Here is a 14,793-nt window from a genome sequence, read left to right as displayed (position 1 = left end):
ACTTCACAGATCCTGTCGGATCTTTTTTTCGAATACCCCTATCTTACATCATTTTTCTGAAAATGCAAGTAAACTTTGTTGTCGATTTTGTTCCGATTTTGTTAACAAAATACGGATTTTCTGTGTTCTGGTCGAATTCTGATCGATTCCGGCGATTTTTTTATTCTCTTTCCCTCAAAAACCATTGACTTTCAAGTGCACTTAAATGATATATTAAAAGCAACGTAATTACTATTCTTTCTGTACTTCCAGAGTCCTTCCACGCCTGCTTTACGAAAACCTCTGCGAATACAGAAGCATTGCAAAGGAGAAAATTCTACTATGAAAGAAACAATTTTAGGCAATCACCTGCGAAAAGTTCCTTCCATTGCAGTCGGATGCATGCGGCTTTCCGAAAAATCGAAGGACGAGATGAATCATTTTATCCACTCCGCTCTGGAGCAGGGCGCATATTTCTTTGATCACGCGGATATCTACGGCGGCGGCATGAGCGAGACTGTGTTCGGTGAGGCATTTTCCGGCGATCCGTCCCTGAAACGGGAGGATATTTTTCTCCAGTCCAAATGCGGCATCCGCCAGGGCTTCTATGATCTGTCGAAAGACCACATCCTGGAATCTGTCGATGGTATTTTAAAACGTCTGCAGACGGATTACCTCGATCTTTTGCTGCTCCACCGGCCGGATGCGCTCGTAGAACCAGAAGATGTAGCTGCCGCCTTTGATGTTCTGTTTGAGAGCGGAAAGGTCCGCCATTTCGGTGTTTCCAACCACAAGCCGATGCAGATTGCACTGCTGCAGAAATATGTCCGCCAGCCACTCGTTGCCAATCAGGTACAGTTCAGCATTCCGGTTTCCAACCTTGTTGCAAATGGCATGGAAGTGAACATGGAGACTCCGGGTTCTGTCGATCACGATGGAAGTCTGCTGGATTACTGCCGTCTTCACGACATTACGCTTCAGGCATGGTCGCCGTTCCAGATGCCATCATGGAAGGGATGTTTTCTTGGAAGCGACGAGTACCCGGAACTGAACCGGAAAATCTGTGCACTGGCCGAAAAATACAGCGTCAGTGATACCACGATTGCGGCAGCGTGGATTCTGCGCCACCCGGCGAATATGCAGCTTGTCACAGGTACGGCAAGTGAAAACCGCCTGAAAGAGATTATCGCGGCATGTGCTATTACGCTGACGCGGGAAGAATGGTATGAGCTGTATCTGGCGGCAGGCCATCCGCTTCCGTAAGTTTTTCTGTCCGCCTGCCCATATGCGGAACAAGGCTAAAATCCCATTTTCGGATCCGTGATTGATTTATAACATCGGAAAAGCATTCCTTTGGATCTTATCGATCTTCTGGAATGCTTTTCCCTTTTCCTTTTCTTTTTTCATGCAGCTATCTGCAATCCGCATTGGCTGCCTGCCCATAACCAAATAACTGCTCCGCAGTTTATCAGAAGAAGCTTGCATTCCTCCTGATACAGGCAAGTCCCCAACCACTGCTTATTACTTTTCGTACTCGAAGCAGGTGACTTACTTGATTCGGTTAAATCAGATCTCTCCCACCAGATATCCCTGTTTTCCGTTGCGCAGGAAGATCGGCAGTGTTTCGATCGGCGCCTCAATTTCATAGGCTTTTCCGCCCTCATAAACATCACCGGTATTTGCCAGCGTCCAGGACGCACCGGCCGGCAGATAAACGGTACGGCTCGTTGCTTTTGGCCGGACAATCGGTGCTACAAGGATGTCGGAGCCGAACATGTAAGCATCGGAGATGTCCCAGCATGCTGCATCTTCCGGGAACTCATAGAACATCGTTCTCATGACCGGTGTTCCTTTTTCGTGTGCTTCTGCCATCAGGCTTCTCGTGTAATCGCGCATTTTTTCGCGGACACCGATGAATTTTGTCAGGATTTCATAATTTTTCTCTCCGAAGCTCCATACCTCGTTGTCAGCTCCGGTTCCCTCACGCACTTCGCCAGCCTTGTTGATGATTTCTTCTCTCGGTCTTCGGTTTCCGTGAATACGCATAACCGGGCAGAAGGTACCAAACTGGAACCAACGCACAAGCAGCTCCTGGAAGTCCGGATCTTCGGTCACACCGCCGTGGAATCCGCCGATATCGGTTGTCCACCACGGAATGCCGCACAATCCCATATGAAGGCCTGCGCAGATCTGTTTGCGGAAGTCCTCGTAGGTTGAGAAAATATCGCCGGACCACACAAGGGCTCCGTATTTCTGGCTTCCGAGCCATGCACAGCGGACGAGGTTGACGATATCCTCCTGGCCGCTCTCTTTCTGGCCCTCGTAGAACATACGGGAATACTCTCTTGGATAAATATTTCCGATCTCTTCCACCGGGCCTGCGGCGTAGCGGTAGCACTCGTACTCATAGGTTGAAAACTCCGGTTCAGCCTCATCGAGCCAGAAGGTGCGGATGCCGAGATCTGCATAATTTTTCTTTACTTTCTCCCATACATACTTTCTTGTTCTCGGATTTGTTGCATCCAGGAAGACATTATTTCCATGGAACAGCATCTGTACATCAACACCTGCGTTGCTCTTCACGAGGAGTCCCTGCTGTTTCATTTCTTCGTAATTCTCGCTTCTCCAGTCGATCTGCGGCCAGATGGAAACCATCGTCTCGATGCCCATCTCATGCAGCTCGTCGATCATTGCTTTCGGATCCGGGAAATATTCTTCATCAAAACGATAATCACCGCATCTTGGCCAGTGATAATAGTCGATGACAAAGACATCCAGCGGAATGCCGCGTTTTTTGTACTCGCGTGCCACATTCAGTACCTGCTCCTGATTGTAGTAGCGCAGTTTGCACTGCCAGAAGCCAAGGCCGTACTCCGGCATCATCGGAACTTTGCCAATGGCATCTGCAAAGTGCTCTTCAATTTCCGCCGGGGTATCACCTGCGGTTACCCAGTAGTCGAGCTGCTTTGTGGTGCGTGCCAGCCATTCCGTTGTGTTTGTTCCGAAATGAACCTCACCGACTGCTGCATTGTGCCACAGGAAGCCGTAGCCAAGGCTCGATACATAAAACGGAATGCTCGCCTGCGAATTGCGGTGCGCCAGTTCCAGGTTGCATCCCTTCAGGTTCATTCGCTCCTGCTGATACTGTCCCATACCGTAAATCTTCTCATCCGGGTTGGAATCGAAGGATACTTTCAGCTGATAAGCGCCGCCCTTCAATGCACGGTAATCGTGTGCGCGCAGGCAGAGCGCTCCGCCGTTCGCGATCTCGGAGAGCAGCACCTCGCCCTTCTGATTCAGGAACGTAATCCGCAGCTTCTGTCCCCACGGCTGAAGCTCGAGAACCGCCTGGATTTTACCGTTTTTGATCGTCGCTTTCAGTTCATCCACCAGCTCAATTTCCGCTTCCACCGGTTCCGGATCAAGCAGTGCAATGCTTCCCTCTTCTATCTCCGAAAGAAGCGTACCTCTCACCCGAAGACTGTCCTTCTGCCACGGCTCCATTCGGACCGTCTCCCCATCCTGCCGGAAAATCAGCGCATTTCCCTGTTTTTCAAAATACTGCATAAAAACCTCCCTTTCCATCCCCCGCCGCCCCATAAGCGCACGCGGGCTCTGCTGTTTTCGTTTGCTTTCTACTTAGTATTATACTAACATTTCGGGCAGAATACTTGATCTTAATTTTCATGTTCTAACACTATTTTGATCTTTTTCAATTATTTCCCATTGAAATAAAGCTCTTTCTTAAGGAATCGGAATTCGCCTTTCCCCTGCGTCCGTTTTTCAACGCAAAGAACCCCCGGAGCCATTACAGCCCCGGGGGTTCTCAGTATTTCATTTATTATGCAAGCTTCAAAGTATTAACCTTAACTCCAGGTCCCATAGTAGGAGCCAGAGTAACGCTCTTCAGGTACTGTCCCTTCAGAGTAGCCGGTTTTGCTTTGTTGATTGCACCGATCAGCGTCTGGAAGTTGTCGCTTAACTGCTCCTCAGTAAAAGAAGCTTTTCCGATTGGCACGTGGATAATGTTTGTTTTGTCAAGACGATACTCAATCTTACCTGCTTTGATCTCTTTAACGGCTTTGGTAACATCCATAGTTACGGTACCAGCCTTCGGGTTTGGCATTAAACCTTTCGGTCCAAGTACACGGCCCAGACGACCAACAACACCCATCATATCCGGTGTAGCAACAACAACGTCGTAATCAAACCAGCCATCGTTCTGGATTCTCGGGATCAGCTCCTCAGCTCCAACGAACTCTGCACCTGCTGCAACAGCCTCATCAGCTTTTGCGCCTTTAGCGAAAACAAGGACACGAACCTGTTTTCCGGTACCGTGCGGCAGAACAACTGCTCCACGGATCTGCTGGTCTGCGTGACGTCCGTCACAACCAGTTTTGATGTGAACTTCGATTGTCTCGTCAAATTTAGCAGTAGCTAATTTCTTAACTGTGGAAATAGCATCTGCCGGATCGTACTGAATGCTACGATCAACTGCTTTTGCAGCCTCTAAATATTTCTTACCATGTTTCATTGTCTAATAACCTCCTGGTGGTAGTTGCGGGAATCTCCCTCCCACGTCAATACGAGAAGATGTAAACTCTTCTTCTAAATTAGTCCTCTACAACGATACCCATACTTCTTGCGGTACCTGCGATCATGCTCATAGCTGCCTCAACAGTTGCTGCATTCAGGTCTGGCATCTTCATCTCTGCGATCTCACGAACTTTGTCCTTAGAGATAGTAGCAACTTTCGTTTTGTTCGGAACGCCGGAACCAGATTTCAGGTTGCAGGCTTTCTTAAGCAGAACTGCTGCCGGAGGAGTTTTGGTTATGAAGCTGAAACTTCTGTCTGCATATACAGTGATAACTACAGGGATGATCAGGTCTCCCTTATCTGCTGTTCTTGCGTTGAACTCTTTGGTAAACTGTACGATGTTTACTCCGTGCTGTCCAAGTGCAGGTCCAACCGGTGGTGCTGGTGTTGCTTTACCAGCAGGAATCTGTAATTTGATATATCCTGTAACTTTCTTTGCCATTTTACGGCACCTCCTAAATAAATGTGGTAATTGCGGGAATTTCCCTCCCACGAAACGCCCCTGGGGCATTTCTTACATCTTCTTGACTTCTGCGAAACTTATTTCTACCGGCGTTTCGCGGCCGAACAGCTCAACATTGATGGTAACCATCTGTTTTGTATCGTTGATACTCTGAATCAGTCCGGTTGTATCCTTCCATGCGCCGCCTGTTACAACGACTGCATCGCCGACTTCAAGGTCAAGCTCAACCTTTTCCTCACCACCGGTGATTCCAAGGTTCACCATTTCCTCATCCGTAAGCGGTACCGGCTTGGATCCCGGTCCTACGAAGCCCGTAACACCTCTGGTATTGCGGACAACATACCAGGTATCGTCGTTCATGATCATGTTGATCAGAACGTAGCCCGGAAACAATTTCCGGAGTACCTGTTTCTTGGTTCCGTTCTTGACTTCAACAACTTCTTCCATAGGAACACGTACTTCCAAAATCTGATCCTCAAGATGACGGTTCTCAATTGTTTTCTCAATATTGGCTTTTACTTTGTTTTCATAGCCCGAATAGGTGTGGACTACATACCAGTTTACTTCTGACATTCTGACACCTTTATCCTTATTTGATCAATAAATTGACGAACTCGATTACAGCGCTGTCAACCAGGGTGATTAACCCGCAGGTTACTGCAGAGATCGCTACGACTGCAACGGTCTGCTTGCCCAGCGTTTTGTTGTCAACCCAGATGATTTTTCTGAACTCTGCTTTCAAGCCCTTGAACCAGCTCTTTTTGGATGCTTTTTTTTCAGTTTCTGCCATTGGATCACCTCTTACCAAAGATTATTTGGTTTCTTTGTGCATTGTGTGCTTTTTGCAGAATCTGCAGTACTTCTTTGTCTCCATTCTCTCAGGATGGTTCTTTTTCTCTTTTGTCATGTTGTAATTACGCTGTTTGCATTCAGTACATGCCAATGTGATTTTTACGCGCACGACTTCCACCTCCACTGTGTATTTGCGTTATCGCTTGTGATCCTTGCGGATCAGCGGCGGTCTCTTCATTTCTGCCCTGTTTTTGCTGCTCGTACTTCAGCAATTTCAGGCATAAAAAAAAGACCTTCTTCCATGTCGCTGGTTTATTGTAGCACAGGAACTGCCTGTTGTCAACAAAATTCACCAAAGTACGCTGAGATTTTTTATCAGGATCGTATCGTTCACCGGTGTCCGGCGAACTGTAACACCCTGTTTGTTCGAGGCGGTTCCGGACAGGAAATGATTCTGCGCGCAATTTTTCCTGCGCGCAGAACCATTCTCTTATTCTTTCCCTTAAAAAGCCTTACGCATCCGATCTGGAATACGCGTTTTTCATCTGGTTGCTGAGTTCAAAGAGTACCTTGTGCAGTGTTGCACCCGTCTCTTTTTTCAGCATTTCAGCCATTTTGTTGTTTGCTTCTTCTCTCAATTGTGTCTGTTTTGTTTCGTCTGTCTCCCCTGCAAGCAGCGCATCGTACTGATGGATCAGTGCATGGCCTTTTGCCATCACCTTTTCCTGATACCGTTCAATGTGGAAGATAGAAGACTTATAGGACGCATCTGCCATTGCTGCTATCATGCGGCTTGCCCAGTAGAAATTATCTGTGGAAACCTCTCCCGTTGTGTTGGAAAGATACTCCGGTGTTGTCGTCACATCGGTGTAGAACGGAACCAGCACATTGAATGTATTTGACGCAAATGCAATCCACTGCAAAATGCCGTTGTCTCCTTTGTGATCCGGGCGCATCTGGATGACAGAAAGGAAATCGGTCCGGTTGACACCGATGGAGCGATATGCTCCCTTCCACGATTTATCGCCGTATGCGGCATACGGGTCGTACGGTGTTCCCTGATAGTGGGAGGACAGTACGTATTTCACATCCTCTACGGTGATCTTCTTCTCCGGAACCATCATCCACGGAATATCGTCGGATACCGGTGTGTAATCGGCATCCGGTCCGTCCCATTTTTTCGTGTGCGGGTTCAGACAGCGCTCCATGAACCAGGCACGCGGTGTATTGTAAACGTGATCGGAATCATCGTGGCTTCCGAAGGCATCGCGCGGATTAAAATTTCCATCCATAGAAAGATCCAGATGATATGTTTCAATAAATTCTTTCAAGTCTGCTGAGCACATATATTCCTTCTGTTCGCCGAGTGCATCCTCCAGATCAAAATGGTCGATGCCAAGCTGGTTCGGCATGGCCACATAATGGTCATCCGGCACTTTCACTGCCATCCAGTGATGGCCGCCGATCGTCTCCAGCCACCAGATCTCATCGTGGTCCTGAAATGCAATGCCGTTCATCTCGTATGTACCGTACTGCTCCAGCAGGCTGCCAAGTCTTTTGACACCTTCTCTGGCGCTTTTAATATAAGGAAGAACAATATAAACGAGGTCCTCCTCGCCGATTCCGCCCGGAACCTCTTCTTTTCCGTCTTCCGCCGGCTGATAAACGACAAGCGGATCAGCACCCAGCACACGCGGATTCGATGTGATTGTCTCGGTCGCAGTCATGCCGACCTGCGCTGCATTCACGCCGCTTGCCGCCCAGACACCCTCGCCTTTTTCTGCGTTTGGCACTGCAGTGTACCGCATCGGATTGTCCGGAAGCTCAATGGTCAGATGAGAAATCTCGGTTTTATAGGTTCTCGGCTGCTCCTCCGGGTGAATCACTACAAATTTTTTCGATGTATAATGGCCTGCACCAGAATCGTCGTTTCGCGCGATCATGGTGGAACCGTCATACGATGCTTTCTTTCCAACTAAAATGGTTGTACAAGGCATAGCTATAGCCCTCCTTTTGCTGTCTTATGCTTCCGATTATGACATCTTCAGCTGCGATTTGCAAGCACCATGTTATCTGTCGTTTTCTTCCTTTTTCACAAAATAAACCGTATCAATTCCTTCTCCCCTGTCATCCTTCAGCCGCCGGACAAGACTATATCCCAGCTTGTCCAGGATATGCTCCTGGGCCCCGTTCGTGGACCAGGTACGGAGAGTAATCCGGCTTCCCGGAAATTTTGCTGCGATATCCTTTTCTGCTTCTGCATACATTACCTCCGAAATTCCCTGTCCGCGGTAATCCGGCCAGACGCAGAGGGTGGTCAGATAGCAGGAATCCGGATATGCTTCCAGATTCTCACAGTTAAAGTGATCCTTCCAGGTCATAAAGGCCCGCACGACTCCCTCTTCCTTCCACAGCACCACATGCTGACTGCAGATATTCTCCAGATATTCTGCAATTCCATCCGTCTTTTCTTCTGTCTCGGCCCAGTTCGTCTGGGATGTACTGTTGCGGTGGGAAAGCGGCGGAACGAAATCCTGATCGCACAGCTCCAGCAGCTGCCGGATTTCCTCTTTCTCTTTTCGATCCTCTATCCCGTCCCTTACAACGACTCTGCTCTCGCAGCACATCCACGGAAGCCGGCATACGAGTGCTACGGCTGCACACATGCCATCTTCTACGCTGGCGGCATCGAGCCATTCTTCTCTGGTATGCGCTCCCCCGCCCCGGCAGAAACCGACGCAGATAGCAGGAATATGCCGCGACAATGGGATATTACAGTCTGTGGATGCTTCAGAGCATACCGCCTCTTCCCCATCGGCTGCCTTCAGCGTTTTCTGTGCGCACCGCGTCATACGTGCCATCTGGACAGGATCGGTTTCTCTTGCGCACGGCCGCTTTCCGACGAGCTTGCAGGAATACTGTACCTCCTCACTCTGGCGTGCTGCTATGGTCTCCTCCAGATATGTTTCGCAGGCTTCCAGGCTCCTGTAATCCTCCGAACGGAATTCAAACAGCATGGAGGCATCCTGCGCAATCGTATTAACAGAGGTTCCTCCCTCTATTTTTCCCACATTGTATGTTGTATGAGATGCTGCATCCGTCTGAAAACGGTAAAGCTCTCCGATCAGGCCCGCAAGCTCTGCAATAGCATTTTTTCTTCCGAAATTCAGGAAGGAATGACCGCCCTTTGTTTTTGCCGAAATCCGATACCGGACAGACCCGATGCAGATGGGATACATTTTATCCCGATACAGATCAAAGGCTGCCATTCCGCACAGATTTTTTTCATAATGGTCGACAAGCGCGCGAACTCCGCACAGATTGCCAAGCCCTTCTTCTCCAAGATCCGCTGCAAAAATCAGACCGCATGGAAGCTCCGGCTCTGTCTCATGAACGTATTTTGCCGCCATCAGAAGCATCACAACATTCACGGTATCGTCTGTGATGCCGGGACAACGCCAGATCATTCCGTCTTCTTTGATCTCCAGCGGCTCCTCCAGCGAAAACACGGTGTCCAGATGCGCCGTATACAGAACCTTCTTTTCCTGTTCCGGCCGATACTCCCAGATTACATTTCCAAGCTCATCCGTATGAACCGACTCCATGCCCTGCTGTTTCATCCATTCCATGCAATATGCGATTCTCTGATCTTCTTTTCCCGTTTCCGTCGGGGTCAGTGTCAGCTCCCGCAGCGTCTGCAGCGCAAGTTCTTTGTTGTTCCGGCAAAAGTTTCGGTATTCCTCTTCTATTTCCCATTTTTTACGCATGAAGTACAATCCTTCCTTCTTTGTATTCCCATTCTGTTCCATATCTCTTGCTCACGCGGGTGAGATATTCTGCAATTTTTTCTGCTGTTTTTTCGTCTGCTACGTACGGAATATTTTTTTCTGCGTTTTCCCTGTCCATACCAAGCTCGACCGGCAGAAGCTCCAAATGTGTGCATTTCCCCTGACAGATCTCGAAATACGGCAGCACACTCCGATAGACCTCCGGAATTTCGTAGAGGGAATGTGAGGACTGCTCCTGCCGCCTGGCGATTCCGATGGATGCTGCCGTGTGAATATTCAGACCATATTTTTCCATGTAGTCCGCAGGCAGAAGGCGTACATACTGATTTTCAAAAATAAAATTTCCGAGGCAGTAGAAAATCGGACAGTCATGATACAGTTCGATTCCCTTCAGCTGATGCGTTCCGCCCCCGATCACCGCGCTGGCGCCCGCATCGATACAGGCGTGTGCAAATTCCTCCAGAAAATAATCCGCTTCCTCGTCATTGTCCTTACGGATTTCATGGGAATGTACCATAACCAGGACTGCCTCACATGTCATCTTCGCTTCCCGGATTGCATCGACGGTGCGTTTCACATCGATCGGATTCGGGCTGGAGCTTCTTCCCTCTGTTCCGTCCTTGCTGATTTCAAACATTTTCCCGCCAAATTCCATGATACCCTCGGGAAGCGGAGCGATAAATCCCTCCTGCCGGTGCAGATCCCGCAGTCCGTTGATTCCGGTCACCTCTGCAATCTTTGCAAGATCCTGCGCATGTTTCTCCGTAATGGTATATTTTTCCGAAAAGCGCAGCGGATTTAAGCCCGGCCTGCCAGGCTGCCGTTCCGTCTGGCTTCCCGCCCTGGCTGCATTTTCAAAGGTAGAACAGATATCAATCACCGCAATCTGTCCCGCTGTTGTGTCCAGAATAGCAGGACGCGATGCTTCGTAAAGATTTTTGCCTGCTCCGGCATATGCCACATCCTTTTTTTTCAGTTCGCTGATCGTAGATGCAAGTCCTTCGTAGGAATAATCCATCGTATGATTATTCGAAATCCCAAGAAAATTAAAACCGTAACGCAGGGTATCTTCCAGACACTTCGCATCTGCAGTCAGCCATGTTCCGCCGGAATACGCCGATGCGTAACAGCTGCCGTCCGATATCGTTGTTTCCAGATTCGCCATCCGAACCTCTCCCTGCATCAGAAATTCGCGAATCGGCAAAACATCCTGATATCCCGGCAGAAGCCGTTTCATAATCAGAATATCACCCGCCGCCGATACTCTTATTGTTCTGTTCATTCTTTTTTTGCCTCCCGAACGATTCCTGCTCTCTGCTTTTAGAATCGCATCTTTATCCATTCTTATTTTTTCGTAACGGTTCAAAAGTCCCATCCCGGTTTTTCTTTCCTTTTACATGGTTCCAAATCGTTACTTTTTCTCTCTGTATCTGCTGCTTCTTTCTACCAGATCCGCAAAAAGGCGGTTCATCTCCGGCGCTGAGTGGATCAGCCCTTCCGGATGCCACTGTACGGCCACAATCTGTCCGTTGCGGCTTTCTATCGCCTCGATGGTTCCATCCGGCGCCGTTGCTGAAACCACGATGTCCTCTCCCGGCGTACGCACTGCCTGATGATGCATGGAGTTTACCGCATGGGTTCCCGCCCCAAGGATTTCTGCCAGATGGGTTCCCTCTTTAATTTCTACATGGTGATGCAGATACGACCGCTCCAGGGACTGCAGATGCAGAATTGTAGTTTCCTTCTGTGTATAGATATCCTGGTACAGATCACCGCCGCACAGGACATTTAAAAACTGAATTCCTTTGCAGATGCCAAGCATAGGCATTCCCATCTCTTTTGCTGCCCGTCCAAGTGCAAACCATGCCTCGTCGATCTCCGGGCGGATGGTCTGGATCTGCGGTTTTGGCTCTTCCCCATAATACCACGGATTTAAGTCCTCTCCACCGGGAACCAGAATTCCGTCGCACACAGCAAGTATGCCTTCCGGATCCGCTTTCATGGCAACTGCCGGAATTGCCATAGGAATTCCGCCGTTATTCAGAACTGATTCGATATAATCGCTGTTGACATACATTCTCTCCGCACTTGAAAAAAGTCCCGGCTGTGTTTTATACGTATTTCCCAAGATTCCAATGATCGGTTTTCTCACTTGTAAACTCTCCTTTTTTACCAGATATGCCGAAAACGGCTTCACCTTTCCTGTGAACCCGCTTCCGGCATGCTTTTTCTTTCGTTATCGAATATTTTACAGTACATCCTGATGGCAGATATGACGGATCTTTTCCTCATCTAAAGCACGAATGACATTGGCTGCCATTGCGCTTGCTGCCTCCAGGTCTTCTTTTGCGCAGAAATTGTAATGGCTGTGCGCATAGCGGGATGGAACACCAAGCACCAGACACGGAACTGCTTTTCCTGTCACGCTGATTTTTGCTGCGTTTGTACTTCCGCCTCTTCTTACACTCTCCTGGTATTTGATTCCGCATTTTGCTGCCACTTCCTCGGCCAGTGAAATAAACTGCGTATTGGAAATATAGCTGTTGTCCAGGATACGAATCTGAACACCCTTCTTCATGCAGCCCTGTGCCTGTCCTGCGCTGATGAAAAAGTCATCGGAAGGAGATCCTTCAAATACAATGGCAAGATCCGGTTTTACAATCTGGCTCGTTACCACAGCACCGCGAGTTCCGACCTCCTCCTGCGCCGCAAAGGCACCAACAACATTAACTGCAAGAGAAGCCTGCTCCTTTTCCAGCTGTTTCATCGTATCTACGATGCACGCGCAGCCGGCACGGTTGTCAAATGCTTTTCCGAAGCAGATTTCATGCTCTGCATCGTATTCAAAGGTTACATCCGGCATCATCGGATCACCGATATGGATTCCGAAAACGTTTTCAACCTCCTCGCGGCTGGTTGCTCCGACATCCACATACATTTTTTCAATTTCCAGAGTCTGACTGTTGCGTTCCGCTGTTGTCATGAAATGAACCGGTTTTGCACAGATAATACCATGTACCATTTTTCCGGATCTGGTGCGGATCCATACCGCATGTGCCGGAAGGCTGGTCAGATGAAAGCCGCCAAGCATGATAATGCCAAGGCATCCGTTGTCCTGGATATTCTGTACCATGAAACCGCATGCGTCCAGATGGGCATCCAGCTGGATGACCGGACGGGAATCCTTCTCTGTTCCCGGCATCCGCACATACAGGTTATTCATTGCGTCATTTTCTACATCAAATTCTTTGCAGTAATCTGCTATGGTACGGATGACATCCTCCTCGAATCCACTTGGTCCAAATGCATCGGAAAGCTTACCAAACATTTCTATATCCATTGTTTTATCCTCTTTTCTTTGGGTTTCTGTCAGATTTATATTCTTAATATACAACAAAGCAATGTGCTGTGACAATATCCATCCAGCGATCTGTCTCCAGCTTATTTGTGAAGGTATCTACCTTCTGCATTCCCGGATAAAACGACATCGTGTACGCTTTTTTCCAGTCTTTATAGGTTACCTCATACGTAAAGTGCTCAGGAAGGGCCACTTGGCACTCTTTTTTCTGTCCGGCAACTGCCTTTTTTACCCCTTCCCGGATTTCGGAGATCACTTTTTCTTTCGCTTTGCACCACGTTGACGCACCGACACCATGCTTTGTTTCCACCGTCGTAATGCCCGGAACCAGTTCCTTGGCCTGTCGGCAGATCTCTTCATCTCCGGAAAGAAACAGCACCGGTACGTGATGTGATGCTGCCGTATAGCTGTTCAGCATGCACTCACTCATCACTTTTCCATTCAGATGGATATACAGGCTGTTTCCTGTCGATGTGTGGCTGATCGAAAAATTCGGATCTCCTGCCGGTGCATGGTATCCAAGATACAACACGCCGTCATAGCTGTCGTCGATGCCATACATCATATTGTACGGATGACCGCTCTTTCCCCGGATCAGGGTGACATACTCCGGCATTTTCAGTGGGTCAATGTTAGATGCATCTCCATGACCGTCCTTTACAACGATCTCATCCGCCCCCGCTTCATGCGCCGCTTCGCATGCCGCAACGACCTCTTCGGTCATCTCCTCTGCAAATCTCTGGTACACGCTTTCCTTCTTATGCGTTTCATCGGTCAGTGCCACTCCGGCACATCCTTCGATGTCTGCACTGATAAAAAGCTTCATTTCTGCTGTTCCCTTCTTTCTTTATCATAAAGATGACAATATACGTAATGTCCGTCATCCACTTCATACCGCTCCGGCGCCTGTGTTTTACAGCATTCCATGCATTTTGGACATCTGGTGTGGAATTTGCAGCCTGTCGGCGGCTTGTGCGCGGACGGGATACTTCCCTCAAGCAAAATTCTTTCTCTTTTTGCCGTCGGATCCGGAACCGGAACTGCGGAAAGCAGTGCCTGCGTATACGGATGCATCGGATTGCTGTAAATTTTCTCTTTTTCTCCGACCTCCACGAAATTGCCGAGATACATAACGCCGACACGGTCACTGATGTATTCCACAACGCTCAGGTCATGTGCAACAAAAATATAGGTCAGATCCAGGTCATGCTTCAGTTCATTTAAAAGATTCAGAACCTGCGCCTGAATAGACACATCCAGTGCCGAAACCGGTTCGTCTGCGATGATCAGAGACGGTTCTACCGCAAGTGCACGGGCAATTCCGATTCTCTGACGCTGACCGCCGGAAAATTCATGTGGATAACGGTTTGCATGGTAGTCATCCAGTCCTACCCGGTGCAAAAGATCCAGCACTTTCTTTTCCAGATCCGCTTTATCCTGATACAGATGATGCACCAGCAGCGGCTCTGCAATGATGTCAAAAACGGACATCCGTGGATTCAGGGACGCATACGGATCCTGAAAAACCATCTGTACTTTTTTCCGGATGGAACGCATTCTCCGGTCATTGTACTCTGTAATATCTTCGCCATCCAGATACACATGGCCTGATGTCAGATTTTCCAGTTTGCAGACCCCTCTTCCCAGTGTGGATTTTCCGCAGCCGGACTCGCCTACAATTCCGAATACCTCTCCTTTTTTCACCTCAAAGGTAACTCCGTCTACCGCTTTGACGAATTCCTTTTTCCCAAATCCGCTTCCGGCAACCGGATAATAAATTTTCAAATCCTCTACTCTAAGTAATGTATCCGACATC

At 48.7% G+C, this 14,793-nt stretch carries 14 protein-coding genes; 1 reads left to right on the top strand and 13 read right to left on the bottom strand.

All coding sequences use genetic code 11. The features are described 5' to 3' along the window. The first annotated feature begins 321 nt into the window (after positions 1 to 321). Entirely contained in the window at positions 322 to 1,242 is a 921-nt protein-coding gene (locus tag DXD02_RS10385) for an aldo/keto reductase (RefSeq protein WP_117509911.1), read from the top strand. A 303-nt stretch (positions 1,243 to 1,545) separates the two neighbouring features. Here the strand turns inward: DXD02_RS10385 and DXD02_RS10380 are convergent, their stop codons facing one another. From DXD02_RS10380 to DXD02_RS10320, 13 genes are all read right to left on the bottom strand, one after another. After that, positions 1,546 to 3,546: a glycoside hydrolase family 31 protein gene (locus DXD02_RS10380; protein WP_117509912.1), complete on the bottom strand. Its 2,001-nt coding sequence runs from the start codon at positions 3,544 to 3,546 to the stop codon at positions 1,546 to 1,548. A 274-nt stretch (positions 3,547 to 3,820) separates the two neighbouring features. Beyond that, positions 3,821 to 4,513, bottom strand: coding sequence for a 50S ribosomal protein L1 (gene rplA / locus DXD02_RS10375; protein ID WP_022463246.1), 693 nt, complete (start codon positions 4,511 to 4,513; stop codon positions 3,821 to 3,823). Between the two features lie 79 nt (positions 4,514 to 4,592). Beyond that, a complete protein-coding gene (gene rplK, locus DXD02_RS10370) occupies positions 4,593 to 5,018 on the bottom strand; it encodes a 50S ribosomal protein L11 (protein ID WP_022463245.1) in 426 nt (141 codons plus the stop codon). Between the two features lie 72 nt (positions 5,019 to 5,090). Continuing rightward, positions 5,091 to 5,612 (bottom strand): transcription termination/antitermination protein NusG, encoded by a 522-nt coding sequence (gene nusG, locus DXD02_RS10365; RefSeq protein WP_022463244.1) that lies wholly within the window; start codon positions 5,610 to 5,612, stop codon positions 5,091 to 5,093. 16 nt (positions 5,613 to 5,628) lie between these two features. Continuing rightward, positions 5,629 to 5,829, bottom strand: coding sequence for a preprotein translocase subunit SecE (secE, locus tag DXD02_RS10360; RefSeq protein ID WP_022463243.1), 201 nt, complete (start codon positions 5,827 to 5,829; stop codon positions 5,629 to 5,631). 21 nt (positions 5,830 to 5,850) lie between these two features. Beyond that, positions 5,851 to 6,000, bottom strand: a complete 150-nt coding sequence (rpmG, locus tag DXD02_RS10355) for a 50S ribosomal protein L33 (protein ID WP_055219257.1) — start codon at positions 5,998 to 6,000, stop codon at positions 5,851 to 5,853. Positions 6,001 to 6,343: 343 nt separating this feature from the next. Then, complete coding sequence (locus DXD02_RS10350; RefSeq protein WP_117509913.1) at positions 6,344 to 7,828, bottom strand: C69 family dipeptidase; 1,485 nt, start codon at positions 7,826 to 7,828, stop codon at positions 6,344 to 6,346. A 72-nt stretch (positions 7,829 to 7,900) separates the two neighbouring features. Beyond that, complete coding sequence (locus DXD02_RS10345; RefSeq protein ID WP_158554999.1) at positions 7,901 to 9,598, bottom strand: M20/M25/M40 family metallo-hydrolase; 1,698 nt, start codon at positions 9,596 to 9,598, stop codon at positions 7,901 to 7,903. Beyond that, on the bottom strand, positions 9,591 to 10,901 hold the full coding sequence (locus DXD02_RS10340) for a CapA family protein (RefSeq protein WP_119188878.1): 1,311 nt from the start codon (positions 10,899 to 10,901) through the stop codon (positions 9,591 to 9,593). Before DXD02_RS10340 ends, DXD02_RS10345 begins: the two co-directional genes overlap by 8 nt. Positions 10,902 to 11,030: 129 nt before the next feature. Next, the gene (locus DXD02_RS10335; RefSeq protein ID WP_055219249.1) at positions 11,031 to 11,771 is read right to left on the bottom strand and encodes a gamma-glutamyl-gamma-aminobutyrate hydrolase family protein; all 741 of its coding nucleotides are present in this window, start codon (positions 11,769 to 11,771) and stop codon (positions 11,031 to 11,033) included. Positions 11,772 to 11,867: 96 nt separating this feature from the next. Next, the gene (locus tag DXD02_RS10330) at positions 11,868 to 12,959 is read right to left on the bottom strand and encodes a M42 family metallopeptidase (protein WP_118666818.1); all 1,092 of its coding nucleotides are present in this window, start codon (positions 12,957 to 12,959) and stop codon (positions 11,868 to 11,870) included. 43 nt (positions 12,960 to 13,002) lie between these two features. Beyond that, positions 13,003 to 13,803 (bottom strand): M55 family metallopeptidase, encoded by an 801-nt coding sequence (locus DXD02_RS10325; protein WP_117509917.1) that lies wholly within the window; start codon positions 13,801 to 13,803, stop codon positions 13,003 to 13,005. Further along, complete coding sequence (locus DXD02_RS10320) at positions 13,800 to 14,792, bottom strand: ABC transporter ATP-binding protein (RefSeq protein ID WP_055219243.1); 993 nt, start codon at positions 14,790 to 14,792, stop codon at positions 13,800 to 13,802. The genes DXD02_RS10325 and DXD02_RS10320 overlap by 4 nt, the downstream gene beginning before the upstream one ends. Position 14,793: the final 1 nt, after the last annotated feature.

This window comes from Blautia sp. TF10-30, assembly GCF_003481245.1.
Taxonomy (GTDB): domain Bacteria; phylum Bacillota; class Clostridia; order Lachnospirales; family Lachnospiraceae; genus Fusicatenibacter; species Fusicatenibacter saccharivorans.
This window is presented reverse-complemented; position numbering and strand designations above follow the sequence as displayed.

Bases quoted from the DNA above. Each gene is read 5' to 3' on its own strand.
- DXD02_RS10385 (WP_117509911.1), top strand. From the start codon at position 322: ATGAAAGAAACAATTTTAGGCAATCACCTGCGAAAAGTTCCTTCCATT.
- DXD02_RS10380 (WP_117509912.1), bottom strand. From the start codon at position 3,546: ATGCAGTATTTTGAAAAACAGGGAAATGCGCTGATTTTCCGGCAGGAT.
- rplA (WP_022463246.1), bottom strand. From the start codon at position 4,513: ATGAAACATGGTAAGAAATATTTAGAGGCTGCAAAAGCAGTTGATCGT.
- rplK (WP_022463245.1), bottom strand. From the start codon at position 5,018: ATGGCAAAGAAAGTTACAGGATATATCAAATTACAGATTCCTGCTGGT.
- nusG (WP_022463244.1), bottom strand. From the start codon at position 5,612: ATGTCAGAAGTAAACTGGTATGTAGTCCACACCTATTCGGGCTATGAA.
- secE (WP_022463243.1), bottom strand. From the start codon at position 5,829: ATGGCAGAAACTGAAAAAAAAGCATCCAAAAAGAGCTGGTTCAAGGGC.
- DXD02_RS10350 (WP_117509913.1), bottom strand. From the start codon at position 7,828: ATGCCTTGTACAACCATTTTAGTTGGAAAGAAAGCATCGTATGACGGT.
- DXD02_RS10345 (WP_158554999.1), bottom strand. From the start codon at position 9,598: ATGCGTAAAAAATGGGAAATAGAAGAGGAATACCGAAACTTTTGCCGG.
- DXD02_RS10340 (WP_119188878.1), bottom strand. From the start codon at position 10,901: ATGAACAGAACAATAAGAGTATCGGCGGCGGGTGATATTCTGATTATG.
- DXD02_RS10330 (WP_118666818.1), bottom strand. From the start codon at position 12,959: ATGGATATAGAAATGTTTGGTAAGCTTTCCGATGCATTTGGACCAAGT.
- DXD02_RS10325 (WP_117509917.1), bottom strand. From the start codon at position 13,803: ATGAAGCTTTTTATCAGTGCAGACATCGAAGGATGTGCCGGAGTGGCA.
- DXD02_RS10320 (WP_055219243.1), bottom strand. From the start codon at position 14,792: ATGTCGGATACATTACTTAGAGTAGAGGATTTGAAAATTTATTATCCG.